18 protein-coding genes and 2 tRNA genes are annotated in these 17,771 nt (G+C 63.8%); 17 read left to right on the plus strand and 3 right to left on the minus strand.

All coding sequences use genetic code 11. The features are described 5' to 3' along the window. Positions 1-3 precede the first annotated feature (3 nt). From ACSBQT_RS05525 to ACSBQT_RS05550, 6 genes are all read left to right on the plus strand, one after another. On the plus strand, positions 4-726 hold the full coding sequence (locus tag ACSBQT_RS05525; RefSeq protein ID WP_410711108.1) for an ASCH domain-containing protein: 723 nt from the start codon (positions 4-6) through the stop codon (positions 724-726). Positions 727-822: 96 nt separating this feature from the next. Next, entirely contained in the window at positions 823-1,107 is a 285-nt protein-coding gene (locus ACSBQT_RS05530; RefSeq protein ID WP_062862037.1) for a DUF3618 domain-containing protein, read from the plus strand. Then, positions 1,100-1,420 (plus strand): GroES family chaperonin, encoded by a 321-nt coding sequence (locus ACSBQT_RS05535; protein ID WP_039209700.1) that lies wholly within the window; start codon positions 1,100-1,102, stop codon positions 1,418-1,420. The genes ACSBQT_RS05530 and ACSBQT_RS05535 overlap by 8 nt, the downstream gene beginning before the upstream one ends. Before the next feature lie 150 nt (positions 1,421-1,570). Continuing rightward, positions 1,571-1,643 (plus strand) — tRNA-Lys (locus tag ACSBQT_RS05540). Positions 1,644-1,932: 289 nt separating this feature from the next. After that, the gene (gene nhaA, locus ACSBQT_RS05545) at positions 1,933-3,786 is read left to right on the plus strand and encodes a Na+/H+ antiporter NhaA (RefSeq protein ID WP_410711107.1); all 1,854 of its coding nucleotides are present in this window, start codon (positions 1,933-1,935) and stop codon (positions 3,784-3,786) included. A gap of 444 nt (positions 3,787-4,230) precedes the next feature. Next, positions 4,231-5,424, plus strand: a complete 1,194-nt coding sequence (locus ACSBQT_RS05550; protein ID WP_435001091.1) for an alcohol dehydrogenase catalytic domain-containing protein — start codon at positions 4,231-4,233, stop codon at positions 5,422-5,424. A gap of 410 nt (positions 5,425-5,834) precedes the next feature. Here ACSBQT_RS05550 and ACSBQT_RS05555 read toward each other — a convergent pair whose 3' ends face one another. Continuing rightward, entirely contained in the window at positions 5,835-6,473 is a 639-nt protein-coding gene (locus tag ACSBQT_RS05555; protein ID WP_167197760.1) for a GntR family transcriptional regulator, read from the minus strand. A 206-nt stretch (positions 6,474-6,679) separates the two neighbouring features. Between ACSBQT_RS05555 and ACSBQT_RS05560 the strand changes: the two genes are divergently transcribed. The 7 genes from ACSBQT_RS05560 (at position 6,680) to ACSBQT_RS05590 (ending at position 13,939) form a co-directional block, all read left to right on the plus strand. Continuing rightward, the gene (locus ACSBQT_RS05560) at positions 6,680-7,984 is read left to right on the plus strand and encodes an NRAMP family divalent metal transporter (RefSeq protein ID WP_410711106.1); all 1,305 of its coding nucleotides are present in this window, start codon (positions 6,680-6,682) and stop codon (positions 7,982-7,984) included. Continuing rightward, complete coding sequence (locus ACSBQT_RS05565; protein ID WP_435001065.1) at positions 7,981-8,772, plus strand: LamB/YcsF family protein; 792 nt, start codon at positions 7,981-7,983, stop codon at positions 8,770-8,772. Before ACSBQT_RS05560 ends, ACSBQT_RS05565 begins: the two co-directional genes overlap by 4 nt. A 44-nt stretch (positions 8,773-8,816) precedes the next feature. Continuing rightward, on the plus strand, positions 8,817-9,602 hold the full coding sequence (locus tag ACSBQT_RS05570) for a putative hydro-lyase (RefSeq protein ID WP_410711348.1): 786 nt from the start codon (positions 8,817-8,819) through the stop codon (positions 9,600-9,602). Then, a complete protein-coding gene (locus tag ACSBQT_RS05575) occupies positions 9,599-11,335 on the plus strand; it encodes a carboxyltransferase domain-containing protein (protein WP_410711104.1) in 1,737 nt (578 codons plus the stop codon). Before ACSBQT_RS05570 ends, ACSBQT_RS05575 begins: the two co-directional genes overlap by 4 nt. A 3-nt stretch (positions 11,336-11,338) precedes the next feature. After that, positions 11,339-13,108 (plus strand): biotin carboxylase N-terminal domain-containing protein, encoded by a 1,770-nt coding sequence (locus tag ACSBQT_RS05580; RefSeq protein WP_410711103.1) that lies wholly within the window; start codon positions 11,339-11,341, stop codon positions 13,106-13,108. A 139-nt stretch (positions 13,109-13,247) separates the two neighbouring features. After that, entirely contained in the window at positions 13,248-13,721 is a 474-nt protein-coding gene (gene bcp, locus ACSBQT_RS05585) for a thioredoxin-dependent thiol peroxidase (RefSeq protein WP_135808734.1), read from the plus strand. A gap of 136 nt (positions 13,722-13,857) precedes the next feature. Further along, positions 13,858-13,939, plus strand: a tRNA-Leu gene (locus tag ACSBQT_RS05590). Between the two features lie 53 nt (positions 13,940-13,992). Here ACSBQT_RS05590 and ACSBQT_RS05595 read toward each other — a convergent pair. Beyond that, entirely contained in the window at positions 13,993-15,198 is a 1,206-nt protein-coding gene (locus tag ACSBQT_RS05595; protein ID WP_435001067.1) for an MFS transporter, read from the minus strand. A gap of 63 nt (positions 15,199-15,261) precedes the next feature. Here ACSBQT_RS05595 and ACSBQT_RS05600 point away from each other — a divergent pair, with 63 nt between their 5' ends. The 3 genes from ACSBQT_RS05600 (at position 15,262) to ACSBQT_RS05610 (ending at position 16,566) form a co-directional block, all read left to right on the plus strand. Then, entirely contained in the window at positions 15,262-15,609 is a 348-nt protein-coding gene (locus ACSBQT_RS05600; protein WP_135808732.1) for a MerR family transcriptional regulator, read from the plus strand. A gap of 115 nt (positions 15,610-15,724) precedes the next feature. Beyond that, a complete protein-coding gene (locus ACSBQT_RS05605) occupies positions 15,725-16,189 on the plus strand; it encodes a GNAT family N-acetyltransferase (protein WP_435001068.1) in 465 nt (154 codons plus the stop codon). 35 nt (positions 16,190-16,224) lie between these two features. After that, positions 16,225-16,566 carry a hypothetical protein gene (locus tag ACSBQT_RS05610; RefSeq protein WP_435001069.1) on the plus strand — a complete coding sequence of 114 codons (342 nt, stop codon included), beginning with the start codon at positions 16,225-16,227 and terminating at the stop codon, positions 16,564-16,566. Here the strand turns inward: ACSBQT_RS05610 and ACSBQT_RS05615 are convergent. Then, complete coding sequence (locus ACSBQT_RS05615) at positions 16,544-17,191, minus strand: MerR family transcriptional regulator (protein ID WP_435001070.1); 648 nt, start codon at positions 17,189-17,191, stop codon at positions 16,544-16,546. The genes ACSBQT_RS05610 and ACSBQT_RS05615 overlap by 23 nt on opposite strands. A gap of 126 nt (positions 17,192-17,317) precedes the next feature. Here ACSBQT_RS05615 and ACSBQT_RS05620 point away from each other — a divergent pair, with 126 nt between their 5' ends. Continuing rightward, positions 17,318-17,758 (plus strand): anthrone oxygenase family protein, encoded by a 441-nt coding sequence (locus ACSBQT_RS05620; protein ID WP_435001073.1) that lies wholly within the window; start codon positions 17,318-17,320, stop codon positions 17,756-17,758. The last annotated feature ends 13 nt before the right edge of the window (positions 17,759-17,771 follow it).

The raw sequence follows: 17,771 nt of genomic DNA on the forward strand, positions 1-17,771 counted from the left end.
CGCGTGGACCTATTCGACTCCGAACTGCGAGTCATCGCCGCTGCCGAGCAGCTCGTTAGCGGACTCGGCAGCGATGACAACCACAGCGTTGCCGCTGCCGCGATGGACACCTCCGGTCGCATCTACACCGGCGTCAACGTCTTTCACTTCACCGGCGGACCCTGCGCGGAACTCGTCGTGATCGGTGCCGCCGCGGCAGCGAACGCCGGACCACTGGTCACGATCGCTACGGTCGGCGACCGGAACCGCGGTGTGCTGGCCCCGTGCGGACGCTGCCGTCAGGTCATCCTCGACCTCCATCCCGACGCGCTCGTCGTCGTACCCGACAACACCACTGGCCAGACGTCGATCGCCCCGATCCCCGCCCTGCTCCCCCACTCCTACCGACATCCGGATTCTGATCCCAAACGGCTGCTGAGGTTCCACGCTAGATACTTCGAGGCCGTCGCGGACGGGACGAAGACACTGACGGTGCGGTGGAACGAAGGCCACCGCACGGGTCCGGCTCTGGCGTACTTCGAGAACACCGCGCATGGCACGCTCCCCGTGGAAGTCGCCTCGGTGATGGTGAAGCGACTCGACGAACTGCGACCTGAGGATCTCGACCTCACCCGCCCGAGTGGATTGGAGCGGTATTTCGCCAATCTCCGCGGGCACTACCCGACCATGCCTGCGGACGCGAGCGTCGAGATCGTAAGATTCCGTCGAACCGCGGCCGATATCTGACACTCACAGTGCCCAGCCGCTAAGCTGGACAGCGAAGCACTGTGGCACAAGGTCACAGACGCAGCAAAGCATTCTCGACCGGGAGGACTCGACCCGATGACTGACAACGTCTACACCTCAGATGTGACCGTCGACCAGGCGACAACCGCGCAGCTCGCGGAGTCGATCCGACTGCGCGAGGAGCGCATCGCCGAGAACATCGACGAGCTCGTCGGCCGCATCCACCCGAAGGTGCTGGCGACGCGGGCAGTCAACAAGGCGAAGTCCGAGGTCGTCGAGGAAGACGGCTCCCCCAAGCCCGAGATCATCGCACTCGGTGCCGGTGCCGTCCTCGGTGTGGCCGCCCTCATCGTCGGACTCTCCGGTCGCAAGCGTGGCTGATGCCGCACTACCGATCCGGATGCTCCATGACCGGATCCTGCTCGAACCCAGCGCGGAAGCCGGGGAACGCAAATCCTCGGCGGGCATCGTCATTCCCGCCACCGCCAGCATGGGCAGACGCCTCGTGTGGGGCAAGGTCGTGGCAGCGGGCCCGCATGTGAGGCAGGCCAACCTCGGCGACACCGTCCTCTACGATCCCGAGGAACTCGCCGAGGTGGAGCTCGAGGGACGCGCGTATGTGCTGTTGCGCGAACGCGACGTCCACGCGATCTCCGAACCGGCCGAACAGTCGAGTTCCGGGATGTACCTGTAGGGATCCTTTGGGGTTCGCAGCCCCACGGAAAGGGACTCTGACCTGGGGCTTGCGACCTTCATCACAAAATTGAATATGGGCCGATCTCGGTTTGCATGATCGGCCGACACCTGAGTAATATTAATTCTCGTTGCGCGGCATGCGCGGCACGCACCTCTAGCTCAATTGGCAGAGCAACTGACTCTTAATCAGTGGGTTCCGGGTTCAAGTCCCGGGGGGTGCACAGAGAACTGAGAACCGCCATTCGGATCATCCGGATGGCGGTTTTCTGTTCTCTTTCCCGCGAAGAGATCGTGGGCTGTAGGCCAAGATGTGGGTCTGGACTGGACGTGTCAGCCTCGACACTGCTTTCGGTCCCTGAGAAGCCGATCGTCTCCTCGCAGCCCATCTTGAGTTTCGCCACCTTCGGGGCCCCACTCCATGATAGCCAGGCCCAGGGACTACCGAACAACCACTGGTCCTCGGGTGCCTCGGTATGAAGATACAACAGCAAGTTCAGATAGACTCCCTCCATGCAGAACTTCGCTGACCGTAAGCCAGGTCTCGGTCAAATCGTACGCAGTCTACGAACAGAGTCCGGATCGGCGATGTTTCTGGCGCTGGTCACAGTATTGGCGCTTGCGTGGGCGAACTCGCCGTTATCTGAAAGCTATGTCGCGCTCTGGCATCAGGAGGTCGGCTTCGATGTCGGTCCCGTGGGCATGCATATGACTCTGCACCACTGGATCAACGACGGACTCATGGTGATCTTCTTCTTTGTTGTCGGACTAGAGGTGCGGCAAGAGTTCGCGCACGGATCTTTGCGCGATCGAAGTCGTGCTCAACTCGCTTTGATAGCTGGCGTCGCAGGCGTCGCTCTCCCGGCTCTCGTGTATGCGGTTGTCGTCAGCTTGTCCGGCGGCAGCGGACTTGGCGGATGGGGAGCTGTCGTCGGAACGGATACAGCGTTCATGCTCGGCGCTTTGGCAATAGTGGGTCCACGACTGTCAGGTCAGTTGCGTGTCTTCCTCCTCACCCTGACAGTGGTCGATGACTTCCTGGCAGTATCGATCATTGGCATTGTCTACAGCGATGAGATCAAGTTTGTCCCATTGTTGATCGCTCTAGCCTGCCTCATCGGCTTGTGGGCGCTTGGCCGTTCACGACAGTGGATTACGGGGCCTTATGTGATCATTGTGATTGTTCTGTGGTTCGCCACTGTCTCTTCCGGGGTTCATGCTTCACTCGCGGGCATGATAGCCGGGCTGCTCATCCCCGCCTACCCTACCCAGCGCCACGAGGTAGTTGCTGCCCGCCAGCTTTTCCGTGACTTCTGGCAGTCGCCCAGCGCCGCCTCGGCGCGCGGTGTCAACCGCGGCCTCGCACGGGGGATCTCGGTGAACGAGAGAATGCACGAAGTCCTTCGCTGGCCCACTGCGCTGCTTGTCGTGCCGATCTTCGCACTCGCCAATGCCGGCGTCGACCTCAGAGGTGGATTGCTCGCTGATTCCCTCGGCTCTTCCGTAACCTGGGGAGTCATTGCCGGCCTCGTACTCGGTAAGCTTCTTGGAATTGGCTTTGCCACTCTGCTGGCTGTCCGGATGGGCCTTGGCCGACCGCCAGAAGGGGTGGGAATGGGCAGCGTCTTCGGCGGTGCAGCGCTTTCAGGCATCGGGTTCACCGTCTCTCTGCTCGTCATCGGACTTGCCTTCGGCTCGACAACTGATCTTGGGAGACAGGCGACTGTGGGTGTCCTGGTCTCCATGGTGCTCGCCGTTGCCCTGGGCTGGTTGATTTTCAAGATCGCTGCCAAGCGCTGGGGTGAGGAGACTGCAGATCTGCCGATGGTGCTCGATCCTACGGTCGATCCCGAAGTCGATCACATTCGCGGCCCGCAGGACGCCAAGCTGACACTGGTCGAATATATCGACTTCGAGTGCGAGTACTGTGCACACGCCACTGGCTCCTGGGAGGACCTGCGCGCGCAATTCGGCGACGATCTTCGTTACGTAGTGCGACATCTTCCCCACCACCCACACGGGCCATTGGCTGCAAAAGCGTCTGAAGCAGCTGCAAACCAAGGCGAGTTCTGGCGATGGCTCGATTTCGTATTCACACACCAGGACGCGCTCGAGCGGGAGCATCTCCTTGCCTATGCGGAAGAGCTCGGGCTGAACGTCGATCGCTTCATCCAAGACATGGACAGCGAGGATGTCGCGCAACGAGTCAACCGCGACCTCGTGAGTGCCGAGGCCAGCGGTGCTCATGCCACCCCAACGTTCTTTGTCGAAGGTCGGCGCCTGTTGGGCGACTATGACGCCCGGACGTTGACTGCGGCGCTCGAAGCGAGGAGGCGCGGCACACGTACCCAGGAGGTATCCAGCTGAAAGGATGGTGAGGGGGTCGGCGACTACTACCGAGGCCTGTCAACCCGCGGGTTTCACAGAGGCTCCTATTCTGGTCTCCTTGGCAGCCGCGGGTTCTGTCGCGGACTGGTTGATCCACTCCGAATGGACCTCGAGTGGCGGGCGGCACCCTGTCGCTGGGTGCAGTCGGGTCTTGTTGCACCAGGCCACGACCACGTATTGCGTGTTTGCCCCGTTTGCGACGTCCAGATCGGCCTCGGCACGGACGACGCGCTCGACGGCACGATCCTTGAACTCGTCGGTGTATTTCACTGGCAACAGAGAATCCCCTTCCTCCCATCTCCCTGCCTCTGTTGTCCCTGGGGCGATTCAACTAGGCTGAACCAGCAGGCGAAAAATAAACGCTTTCGCATGCAAGTTCCAGCAGAAAGCTGGATGGGAAAATTATGGAAGGATGCGAGAATAATGGCTGATGGCAATCGCGCAGTAGTGTTCGCAAATCCGCAAGACATGCAGGTCGAAAATCTCGATTTCCCAAAACTGGAGATGCCCGACGGAGCAAAAGCACCGCACGGGGTCATCTTGAAAATCGTCGCTACGAATATATGCGGAAGCGACCTCCACATCTTCCGTGGCTCCTTCCCAGCGCCCCAAGGCATGGTCATGGGACACGAAATGACAGGCCAGGTAGTTGAGCTCGGATCCGACGTCACTTTCCTCAAGGAAGGCGATCTCGTCTCGGTGCCGTTCAATGTCGCTTGCGGCCGGTGTCGCAATTGCCGGGCGCGCAGGACGGAAGTCTGCGAGACTACGAATCCAGATGGCCCCTGCGCAGCCTACGGGTTCAACCTCGGCAATTGGCAAGGTGGACAGGCGGAATACCTGTTTGTGCCCTATGCCGACTTTCAGCTGCTCCGCTTCCCAGACAAGGACCAGGCCATGGAGAAGATCCGCGACTTGGCCCTGTTATCAGACATTCTTCCCACTGCATTCCACGGACTCATGGAGGCCGGCGCCAAGCCAGGCTCGACAGTCTATATTGCCGGTGCAGGACCTGTCGGCCGGTGCGGGGCAGCGGCAGCTCGCCTCCTCGGAGCGTCATGCATCATTGTCGGCGACTACCACAAGGACCGCCTCGATCTGATGAAACAGAACGGCTGCGAGACCATTGACCTCAACGAGGATGTTCCTCTGACCGATCAGATCGAAGCTATTCTAGGCGAGCCCATGGTGGATTGTGCGGTGGACTACGTCGGCTCGGAAGCACATGGAATCGGTCGTGAGGCCGGAGATATGGATCCCGCGCACGCGATCAATCAAGTCATGGACGCTACCCGACCTGGCGGGGCTACTGGCATCATCGGAGTGTACGGACCCGATCCGCTTGCAGAGTCGAAAGCAGAGCAGGAAGGAACTTTCCCACTCGACTTCGGCAAAGCATGGATCAAGTCACCTCGAATCTCGGGCGGCCAGGCACCGATCATGCACTACAACCGCGAGTTGATGATGGCCATTCTCTGGGACCGCATGCCGTACCTCAGCGACATGCTCAACACGAAGATCATCAGTCTCGACGATGCTCCAGACGCCTACGCAAGCTTTGATAAGGGTGTTTCGGACAAGTTCATCATCGATCCGCACGGGCTCATCTCAGCCTGACCTGATCCACCCTCCAGGAGGGTTGCAAGCTTCATTCAACGACATCTGAGAACGGGTTCGGGTGCCACCTTTGGTGGCACCCGAACTGCACTAACTGTCCGATCAGTCTGTCTTCACATCGGTTGACACGTCTTCGCGCGAAGCTAGGTGGTGTCGTGACCTTAGCGAGCCAACTCTGCCACCCGCCAGATTTCAATCGGCCAGCTGGTCAACTCCGAAGAGCTCAAGGAGTGATGATCCAGACTACTGGCAGCACACTCGTAAGCAGGCTTACCTTGGTGTCTCCAACGGCCCCTTCTCATCTAAGCTCAAAGGCACGTCCAAGCTGACTCCTCAGAACGACCGCTGTTCGCAGCTCGAGGTGTCATCGAATCCGGTTCGATAGCACTCAAGAGCCTCAGCTTCCCAATTCAGTCCTGACCGGCGCGGGCATAGGCACCGAGAACCTGTCTCTCCGAATCCCCGAGGTAGACGGCAAGCCTAGCAGCGGCGGCCCCCGGCCCATCAGAGCGATAGATCTCGACCACCTCGCGGTTGCGCTCAATGAAGGGCGCATGGAGGAAGTCGAGGACCTCAACCTTGAGGAAGGCCAGGCGCAGCTCGGCGAGCACATTGGCAAACGAGCGCATCAACCGCCTGCTGTCCGACAGCGAGACGACTGCATTGTGGAACCCCATGTTCGCCGTGCCGACTTCCAGCCAGTTCTCTTCGGCTGCGAACTTCTCGGCAGCCTCGACGGCCGCCTCCATCCTCACCGCGTTCGGGTGATTGCGCGGGGCGTGCTCGAGCACCGAGCACTCGACATGATGGCGCACCCGGTAGATGTCGACGACATCGGCGGTGCTCGGTGACGCCACTGAGACGCCTCGGTGCGGGATATGCGTGACCAGGCCCTGCTCCCCGAGGACCCGGAACGCCTCACGCAGAGTATTGCGCGAAACATCGAATTCCTTCGCCAGCGCGGTTTCGGACAGCCGCTCACCTGGGCGCAGCTCTCCAGCGATGAGGCGGTCAGTGAGCCTGTTGACCAGGGACGAATCGTGATTCACCTCTCCATCCTACTGAAACAGCACCCCGAACTCCCATCCGTCCGTCGACAAAGCGACGAAGAAAAGTGTGACTCCCGTCTATGTTTGTTGAACAATGAGTGCTAGATTGTTTACCACTTCACGTGCGCCAGGACACAGACATCGCTGTCCTCACCCCATCGGCGCACACGAAGGAACAACTGACCACCAGACAGTCGGAGACTCCCATGTCACAAGCACCGGAATCCCAACCGCCGGAATCCTCTTCTACGGATGGGGGCGCCTCGGGCCTTGACAATGCCAAGAGCGAAATCGGATCCAAGATCAGCCGCAGCGCGATCATCGGCGCCATCTTCCTCATGGCCACCTCGGCGATCGGTCCGGGCTTCATCACCCAGACAGCCACATTCACGGCTCAGATGGGTGCGGCCTTCGCCTTCGCGATCTTCGCGTCGATCCTCATCGACATCGCCATCCAGCTCAATATCTGGCGGATGGTGACCTCCTCGGGCAAACGCGCAGCACAGCTGGCTTCCTCGGCCGTGCCGGGTTCGGGCATCCTCCTGTCCGTCCTCATCGTCGTCGGCGGACTGGCCTTCAACATCGGCAACATCGCCGGTGGCGGCCTTGGCCTCAATGCGCTGCTGGGCATCGACCCGAAGCTCGGCGGACTGCTCACCGGCGTCCTGGCGATCGGCATCTTCCTGTTCAAACGCGCCGGAAAGGTCGTCGACGCCGTCGTCCTCGTCCTCGGCGTCGGAATGATCATCCTCACCTGTGTCGTCGCCATCGTCTCGAACCCGCCGGTCGGTGAGGCGCTCAGACAGTCGATCGCGCCCGACACCATCAACTTCGCCACCGTGACCACGATCGTCGGCGGCACCGTCGGCGGCTACATCACCTATTCCGGCGCCCACCGCTACCTCGACTCGGGCAAGACCGGACCGGAGAACGCCGGTTCTGTCATGCGCTCGGCTCTGTCGGGGATCCTCGTCACCGGAATCATGCGCTACGTCCTCTTCCTCGCCATCCTCGGCGTCGTCGCCTCCGGCGTCGCACTCGACCTCGACTCGAGCGTGGCCAACCCCGCCGGCCAGGCCTTCGCCGCAGTCCTCGGCGATGCGGGAATGCGCATCTTCGGAGCGATCTTCTGGGCCGCGGCACTGAGCTCGGTCATCGGCGCCGCCTATACCTCGGCGACGTTCCTCTCGGCGTTCTCCAAGCGTCTCGAAGGCGGTTGGCCGCTGCAGCTGGCGACCGTGTCCTTCATCGTCGTCTCGCTCGTCGTCTACCTCGTCCTCGGCACGGCACCTGCCACACTGCTCGTCTTCGTCGGCGGCTTCAACGGGCTCATCCTGCCGATCGGTCTGACGATCTTCATGTACATCGGCTGGTTCAGGCCGCGCCTGCTGCGCACTGACTCGTACCCGAAGTGGTTGCTCATCATCGGCACCGCGGCAACACTGGTCACGTGGTACACAGCCACACAGTCCATCGGCCCCATCTTCGCCATGATCGGAATCGGAGGGTGACATTGTCTGTCAACAGCGAACTGAGAATCGACCTCAACTCTGACCTCGGGGAGAACGTCCCCGACCGTGTCGTCAGCGACGATGCCGCCATGCTCGGCCTCGTCACCAGCGCCAACGTCTCCTGCGGGTTCCATGCGGGCAATCCGGAAGGCATCCGCGCCACCGTCGGGGCCGCCACGAAGGGCGGAGTCGTCATCGGGGCCCATCCCGGATACGACGACTACGAGGGCTTCGGCCGCCGCGCCCTCGACGTTCCCGCTGCCACCCTGCAGGCCCAGGTCGAATACCAGATCGGCGCGCTCATCGGCCTGACCACTGCCGTCGGCGGAACCGTCTCCTACGTCAAACCCCACGGCGGTCTCTACAACGCGATCGTCCATGATGAGGCGCAGGCGAAGGTCGTCGTCGACGCCGTCAAAGCCGTCGATGACTCGCTGGTCTTCCTCGGACTCGCGGGCAGTGTGGCCAACCGCGTCGCCGCCGAGGCGGGACTGACCGTTGCCGCCGAGGCCTTCGCCGATCGGTCCTACAACCCCGACGGTTCCCTGGTCTCCCGGTCGGAGCCGAACGCGGTCCTCCACGACCCAGAGGCCGTAGCCTCCCGCGTCCTGCGCCTCGTCCAGACCGGGCAGGTCGAAGCCATCGACGGCAGCCACGTCGACGTCGATGCGCAGTCCATCTGCTTCCACGGCGACAGCCAGGGATCCATCGACATGGCCCGGGCCGCCCGTGATCTCCTCGAATCCGAAGGCGTCACGATCGCCGCCTTCGCCGGAGTCGGCAAATGAGCGCTGCAACCACGACCGCCACTGCCACCACCGGCGCCACCGCCATGGACACGATGCGGGCTGCCGGCGCGGAAGCCCGCGCCCGCATCCGGGAAGGATTCGACGGCCCCACCTCGGGGATGGCGCCGGGACTCGTCCAGGCCAACCTCATCTCCGTGCCCGCGGACTGGGCTTTCGACGTCCTCCTGTTCACCCAACGCAACCCGAAGCCGTGCCCGGTCGTCGACGTCCTCGAACCCGGGCAGCTGTCGTCCGCACTGGCTCCGGGCAGCGATATCCGCACCGACATTCCCGGCTACCGGATCTGGGAGAACGGCGCGCTGACCGGCGAGGTCACCGATGCCACCGAGGTGTGGGAGCAGCATCCGGACCTCGTGTCCTTCCTCATCGGCTGTTCGTTCACCTTCGAGAACGGCCTGACCGAGGCGGGCATCCCGATCCGCCACCAGGGGGCCGGTCGCAACGTGCCGATGTACCGCACGTCGACGGCCTGCCTTCCGGCCGGTCGGGTCAGCGGCGACATGGTCGTGTCCATGCGCCCGATCCCGGCCTTCCAGGTCGCCGAGGCTGTGCGCATCACCGACCGCTTCCCCGCCGTCCACGGTGCACCGATCCACATCGGCGAACCCTCCCAGATCGGCATCGAGGACCTCGATGCCCCGGATTTCGGTGACGCCCCGGTCATCGAAGACGGCGACATTCCCGTCTTCTGGGCCTGCGGAGTCACTCCGCAGGCAGCCATCCAGGCCTCGGGAATTCCTTTCGCGATCACCCACTCACCGGGGAAGATGTTCATCACCGACGAACCGGAAGACACCTACCGCCAATGACCTCGACACCGCCGGCTGACTCCCTGACCTTCCATACCGCATCCAGGCGCCACCTCCTCGCCGAATGCGCGGACCTGGGCGCGACGATGGCGCTGCACCACAGCCTCGAAGCCGCCGATCTGCCCGGCGTCACCGAACTCATCCCCGCCGCCCGAACAGTGCTGATCAGTTTTGATCCCGCACGCACGGACGCCGAGTTCCTCGCCGAGGCGGTGCGCGGACTCGGGCGCACCGAGTCGGCCTCGGATGCGACCCGTGAGGTGACGATCGATGTCCACTACGACGGGGACGACCTCGCCGAGGTGGCCGACCTCCTCTCCGTCTCCCCCACCGAGGTGATCAAACGCCACCAGGTCGCGACCTGGCAGGTCGCGTTCGCCGGGTTCGCGCCCGGCTTCGGCTACCTCGCCGGCGACGACGAGCTCTTCAACGTTCCCCGCCGCTCGTCCCCACGCACGCGAGTGCCCGTGGGATCGGTGGCATTGGCCGGCGAGTTCACCGGCGTCTACCCCCGCTCCTCCCCCGGCGGCTGGCAGCTCATCGGACGCACCGATGCGAAGCTGTGGGATCTCGAACGGGAACCACCGGCCCTGTTCGTCCCCGGCACGATCGTCAAATTCGCCGAGGCGGGGCGCGAGACCGTCGAGGTCGCGGGCTCGAGTGCGGGGTCAGGTTCGTCAGGTGCGGCAGGTTCGCCAGGTGCGGCAAGTTCGGCGTCGGATTCTGCGGTGGATTCAGCAGCGGATTCGGCGTCCGATTCGGCGGCTGCTGCCACCCACTCCCTCGAGGTGCTGCGTCCCGGGCTGCAGCTGCTCATCCAGGATCTCGGTCGCCCCGGTTTCGCTTCGATGGGAGTCTCCGCCGCCGGTGCCGCCGATCGCACCGCCTTGACGACTGCCAACCGTCTCGTCGGCAATGCCGAGTCTGCTGCCGGCCTGGAGAGCTTCGGGGGCGCAGTGCTCCTGCGCTCCACGGGTGACGGCGTCGCCGCTGTCACCGGGGCCACCGGAGCGATCACCGTGACCGCTGCCGATGGCACGGTGCTCACGCCCCGCCTCGGCGAGGCCTTTGCCCTGGCCGACGGGGACGAACTCGAGCTCGGACCAACCGAGCGCGGAGTCCGCCGCTACCTCGCCGTGCGCGGTGGAATCGCTGTCGAGACGGCTCTCGACAGCAGCTCCGCCGACACCCTGGCCGGGCTCGGTCCGGCTGCTGTCGACAAAGGCACCACGGTGGAAGTGCACGATCCGCGGACGGCGCCCCACCTCGTCGATCCCAATCCCACGCAGCCAAGGGACCTGCCGCAGGCGGGTGAGACCGTGACCCTGAGCGTGACGCTGGGACCGCGTGAGGACTGGTTCACCGAAGCCGGGATCAAGACTCTGCTGTCACAGGAGTGGACGGTCACCCACGAATCCGACCGGGTCGGGCTGCGCCTGAACGGTGAGGTTCCACTCGAACGTGCCCGAACCGGAGAGCTGCCCAGCGAAGGCGCGGTCACCGGTGCCCTGCAGGTTCCGCCGAACGGTCAGCCGGTGCTCTTCGGACCCGACCACCCGCTCACCGGCGGCTATCCGATCATCGCCAGCGTCGATGATGTCGACCTCGCCGCGCAGCTGCCTCCCGGCGTGAAGCTGCGCTTCACCACCTCTGCCCGACCGACGTCGAACGCCCTCCCGGCCGAGGCGTCCCGCACCGCAGCAGGATCCCGCACCAACGAGAACGAAGGCTGAACAATGTCGAGAATCCTCATCGCCAACCGCGGCGAGATCGCCGTCCGCATCATCCGTGCCTGCGCCCAGCACGGGCACACTTCGGTGGCTGTCTACGCTGATCAGGACGCCGACGCCATGCATGCCCGGTTCGCCGACGAAGCGTTCGCTCTGCCTGGGACGACAGCGGGTGACACGTACCTCAACATCGATGCGATCCTCTCCGCAGCGAAGTCCGCCGGTGCCGATGCCGTCCACCCCGGTTACGGATTCCTGTCCGAGAACGCCGACTTCGCGTCTGCCGTCGAGGACGCCGGCCTCATCTGGATCGGTCCGACCGCGGACACGATCACGGCCCTCGGCGACAAGGTCACGGCCCGTCAGCTCGCGCAGAAGGTCGGCGCTCCCCTGGCACCGGGCATCGACCGTCCCCTGGAGAACGCGGCCGAGGTCGAGTCCTTCGCCGCCGAGGCGGGACTGCCGATCATCATCAAAGCCGCCCACGGTGGCGGCGGACGCGGAATGAAGATCGTCCACGAGCTGACCGAGGTGGCCGGTGCCTTCGAATCGGCGACCCGTGAGGCCGTCGAGGCTTTCGGTCGGCCCGAGTGCTTCGTCGAGAAGTTCCTCGAGCGTCCCCGCCATGTCGAGGTCCAGATCGTCGGCGACGGTCAGGGTCGGGTCGTGGCCGTCGGTGACCGCGACTGCTCCGCTCAGCGGCGCAATCAGAAGCTCATCGAGGAAGCACCCGCCCCGGGACTGACGGATGAGCAGCGTGAGCGCCTGCACCGTTCGGCCGAAGCCATCTGCGCCGAGGTGGACTACCGCGGTGCCGGCACCGTCGAGTTCCTGCTCGCTGCCGATGGGACCATGACGTTCCTCGAGGTCAACACCCGACTGCAGGTCGAACATCCCGTCACCGAGGTGACCTCAGGGGTCGATCTCGTCGCCGAACAGTTCCGCATCGCCTTCGGACAGGGACTGTCGCTGGAGTCGACCCCGCAGCCGGTCGGTCATGCGATCGAGCTGCGCATCAACGCCGAGGATCCCGGCCGCGGGTTCCTGCCGACTCCGGGACGCATCGATGTCCTCGACGTGCCCGGGGGCCTCGGCGTGCGCTGGGATTCCGGTGTGCGTGCCGGTGACACCGTGCAGCCGGCCTTCGATTCCCTCTTCGCGAAGCTCATCGTCCACGGTCCCGACCGTGAGCAGGCGATCGCACGCACCGTGACAGCGGCGAAGGAACTCCATGTCGAGGGTCCGGCCACGGTGGTGCCGTGCTCCCTGGCGATCCTCACCGATGAGGCGTTCACCGGTCTCGGCGTCGACGGTGTCGACGGCATCCACACGCAGTGGATCGAGGCCGAGCTGCTGCCGCGCTTCGAGACTCAGGACCGCCCGGCCCCGGTCGCCGATGGCGAGATGCAGCGGATGTCGATCGAGATCGATGGGAAGCTCACCACGATTGGACTGCCCGCCGGACTGGTCGCTGCCCTCGGCTCGGTCGGTGGGACCGGTCAGGGCGGCACGGGTCAAGGCGGCGAGGCCGGTGGCGCCGGAAACGGTGGAGCCGCCTCGGCGAGTGCCGGAGATGTCACCGCACCTGTGCCGGGCAGTCTTGTGGACTTCCTCGTCGAGGATGGCGCACAGGTGGCGGCCGGTGACGAGGTCGCGGTGCTCTCTGCGATGAAGATGGAGACCCGGGTCGAAGCACCGGTCGCGGGAACGCTGCGCCAGGTCGCGGCGGTCGGCGACGTCGTAGCGGTCGGGCAGGCCATCGCACGGGTCGACTGAGACGGCGAGCCGCCTCGGCGAAAGGATCGGTCGAGGCGGCTGTCTGCATCGGCCTGAGCATCGGGCTCGGCAACGGAATAGAGTGGTGGTCAGCAATGGTTGTCCATCACGGAGACCACCCCAATCAGGAGGAGCATCCATGTCACGTCTGTCGGTCGGCGACACCGCCCCGGATTTCACCCTCGTCAACCAGGACGGGAAGTCCGTCAGCCTCAGCGATTTCCGAGGTCAGCGGGTCGTCGTGTACTTCTACCCCGCCGCTATGACCCCGGGCTGCACGACCGAGGCCTGCGATTTCCGGGACTCGCTGTCGGCACTCAAGGCCGCCGGAATCGCCGTCGTCGGCATCTCCCCGGACAAGCCGGAGAAGCTGCAGCAGTTCATCGAGAAGGAGGGTCTCAACTTCGACCTCCTCTCCGATGAGGACAAGACGATGATGACCGAGTGGGGCGCGTTCGGCGAGAAGAAGAACTACGGCAAGGTCGTCCAGGGCGTCATCCGCTCGACCGTCGTCGTCGATGCCGAGGGCAAGGTCGAACTCGCCCAGTACAACGTCAAGGCCACCGGGCACGTCGCCCGCGTGCGCAAGGAGCTCGGCATCGACGCTGCCTGAGTCGGCTGCCGTGTGGGCGTCGGGCGGTCTGAACTGCCCGTGCTCAACGTAAGCACCGGGGCGGTTCGAGTTTTCAACAACTCGGGCCGCCCCTGCTAATCTTGAGGACGTTGTGGCCGCGTCTGTGGCAGCTTCGGCGCGAGTGGCGGAATTGGTAGACGCGCTGGATTTAGGTTCCAGTGTCTTCGGACGTAGGGGTTCAAGTCCCCTCTCGCGTACGACACGACTGGCCCCTGACCGTGAGCTCCTCAGCTCCGATCAGGGGCCTTCCTCATGCCGAGACCGCCGGCTCAGACTCTGATTGCGGGGTAGCCCGCAGCGCCAGAGCAGTGAGGACGAGGCCGAACAGTGCGAATGCGGCGCCACCGAACCCGCCCCACTGCAGAAGACCTGCAGCAACGGTGAAGCCGCCGAGGGTGGAGCCGATGGCATTCGCCAGGTTGAAGGCTCCGACGTTGACCGCCAGCGACAGCGTCGGCGCAGCACCGGTGTGACGCATCACCAGCGATTGCAATGGTGCAATGGTCGCCGTCGACAAAAGGCCCAAGAGGAGAACGAGGGCGATCATCGGCACCGGGAGCCTTGCAAACAGGGGGAACGCGGACAATGTGATGATGAGTGCGCAGAACACTCCCACCAAGGTTCTGCCGAGTGAGAGATCGGCGAGACGCCCGGCAATGAGGTTACCGACGAAGCCTCCGACCCCATAGGCCAACAGTAGTCCGGGAATTGCGGCGTCGGTGATGCCGCTGATGTCCGAGAGGAGCGGCACCAGATAGGTGAAGACGATGCTCACCCCGGCGAAACCGATGACCGTCGTCGCCACGGCCAGCAGAACCGGCCCTCGCAGGAGGGTTCGAATCTCGTCTCTGACCCCGGTCGCAGGGGCCGGAGTACGCGGCATCGCCGCTGCCAGCAGCCCCACACCGATGATTGCGGCGACGGCCACGAAGACGAACGGAATCCGCCAGTTCGTGTTGCCGCCCAGCAGGGCCCCGAGCGGCACGCCGAGCACGGTTGCGACGGTCAGTCCGGTACCGACGATGGCAATCGCCTGACCCTGCCGGCCGGGTCCCATGATCTCTGCGGACGCGGTGAGCCCGATCGCGAACAGTGTGGCCTGACTGCACGCGGACAGCACTCGACCGATGATCACCACAAGGTAAGTCGGCGCCAGGACTGTCACCAACGTGCCGACAACGAATAGAAGTCCCAGGCAGAGAGCGAGTCCTTTGCGGGGGAACCGTGCTGTCAAGACGGTCACTATGGGGCCGCCGATCGCAACTCCGAGCGCATAGGCGGTAACGGTCTGTCCGGCGGTCGCGATGCTCACGTCCAGATCGGCGGCCAGTTGCGGCAGGATACCGGCAACGAGGTATTCAGCAGTTCCGGTGCAGAATACCAACAGGACGAATCCCGCCAGGATGAGAATCGGCCGTTTGAGGAGGTATGCATTTGCTGTTTGTTCGACATTCATACTGATAGGCTGATCCTTCACATCGATGTGAAGGCAAGTGGCTGAAGCAGAAAGGCCGAAACGATGAGGATCTCTGACGTCGCCGAACGAACAGGCATTCCATCCCGATTGCTGCGCTATTACGAAGAAAGGGACCTTCTGGTCCCCTCCCGCAATTCCTCGGGATACCGCGAATACAGCGAACAGGACGTCGCAATCGCGACACACATCCGCCAGCTGCTCGATGCCGGAATGAGCACCGCCGCAATTCGCACTGTCCTCCCCTGCCTGAGGGACAAGGCCGGTCAGCTTGCACCGACCTGCTCGGTCACCGTCGCCGATCTCGAACGCGAACGGGCGCGGATAGAAGCATCAATCGAGTCTCTCACTCAGTCGCGTGATGCCATCAGCCGAGTCATCAGCGCGGGCTGACAAGATCGAATAAGGATTTCGCCCGAAGAGTGTTGCAGGGCCACCTGATGGGCATACTGTGAAATGCAGACTCCGTCCTTGGGCAGCAGCCAGCAAACAGAGAGGTCATACGCGCATGACAGATTTCCAGTCACTCTCCGTCCGCCCCACAGCGCCCGCCGATGAGGCCCGGTGGAAGGAACTCTTCCGCGCCTACCGCGAGTTCTACCGACTGGAGCCGTCCGAGGAGATCGTCTCCCGCGTGTGGTCGTGGCTGACCGACTCCGCCCATGAGTGCCAGGGACTCGTCGCCGAGGCGGACGGATCGATCGTCGGAATCGCCGACTATCGTCGTTTCTCGCGTCCCTCGACAGGCAGCGTCGGCATCTGGCTCGACGATCTCTTCACCGATCCCGAGGCGCGCGGCCGAGGTGTCGGCCGTGCCTTGATCTCCCGGCTGCAGATGATCGCCGCGGCCGAAGGCTGTTCGGTGGTCCGGTGGATCACCGCCGACGACAACGCTCAGGCTCAGGTGCTCTATGACGATGTCGCAGCGAAGACGAACTGGCTCACCTACGACGCGAAGCCGACGGAGTCGTGAGCACGGAGTTGCCGAGTGAGGAGAGGCCGAGCTCGGTGAAGCCGGAAGAACAGGCAAGCTCAGCGAACGCCGTTGCTGACCGCGAGGTGCTGTTGTGCTGCCTGCTGTGGGCGCGCGAAGGACAGGCCGAGGCACTGACAGCCTACGAGAACGGTGTTCTCGCGCTCATCTCCGAGCACGGAGGGCGCGTCGTCAATCATGCCAAGAGCGACGGGGCTCAGGGGCGTCCCAACGAGGTGCAGTTCTATCGGTTCGAATCCACGGAAGCGCTCGATTCCTACCTCGCAGATCAGCGACGTCAGGCGCGGGCCGCCGAACGCAATCGCGTCATCGCCAGGACGGAGCTGTTCCCGGTCAGCTTTCTTCCGACCGAGTGAGGTCCTGCGCGAAGTGCTGCTGTGCGAGCAGGACCAGCGCCTCGAGCAGCGGTCGGCGCAGCACGCTGCCGAGGACGACTCCGCGGATCCGCTCCTCCAGACTGACTGCGTCGCTGATCGCGTCGAGGTCGGTGCGACCGACGTCTTCAGCGGCCTCGACATAGGCGTCGAGCCGGTCGAGGATCGGAGTCAGGTTCTCCGCAGTCAACATGGCAACCGCCTTCACAGCCGCCCGATAGGCCGGTGATGAGGTCGCACAGCGCCATCCTCGCGCGGTGATCGCGCGGTCGAGTATCGCCGAGGCGGCTGTATCGTCCGTCTCGGCCTCGCCGATGAGCGCGTCCTGGGTGACGCCCATCGCTTCGACTTCCGAGGACGGCTCGTTCACCGCGTCGACGACGGCTCGCGCCTTCGCCAACGGCAGTCCGGCCACCGACGTCAGCGCCCTGATGAGGCGCAGCCGCTCGAGATGAGTGCGATCATAGACGGCTTGATTCACGCTTGTCCGCCGTCCTGGCTTGAGCAGTCCTTCGCGCAGGTAGTACTTGATGGTCGGCACGCTGAGCTCCGAACGGCGCGAGAGCTCCGCCATCCTCATCTCCGACTTCTCCGCGGACTCCGACAACCCAGCTCCTTTTCTCGTTACGGCCGCCGTAACCGCGCGCCTGTGTTCATTCTTCCTTGCTCGACCCTAGCAGATACCTCTACTATCTAATATGGATAGTGCAACTACCTATTAAGAGGAGAGGTCATGGATGCCTTGACTTTGGCTGCGGTCCTCGCCACCGGCTTCGTCGGCTCAGCGGAATTCGGGTCGGCCGCCTTGGTTCATCCGGTGATCCGTCAGCTGAGGACGGACGATCAGCTGATCATGGAGAGGGGCCTGCTGAAGACGTTCGGCCGGGTGATGCCGGTGGGGATGACCGCGGCGACAGCGCTGGCCATCATCATTGCCATCGATGAGCCCAACCCATGGTTGGTTTCGGCAGCAATCAGCCTCAGCGTCGCTCTGGTCGTGACGATCATCGGGAACGTCCCAATCAACACCCGGACGGGACGGATCACCGAGGAGACCGCCCCCGAGGGATTCATCGCCATGCGCAGACGGTGGGACGCCTTCCAGATCGTGCGCGCTTCACTGCAGCTTCTCGGATTCGTCCTGGTCGCGGTCGGAGCCGTCGGACTCACCTAAGCACCCGTCGACG

It is taken from the genome of Brevibacterium sp. H602, from assembly GCF_051172395.1.
Taxonomy (GTDB): Bacteria; Actinomycetota; Actinomycetes; order Actinomycetales; family Brevibacteriaceae; genus Brevibacterium.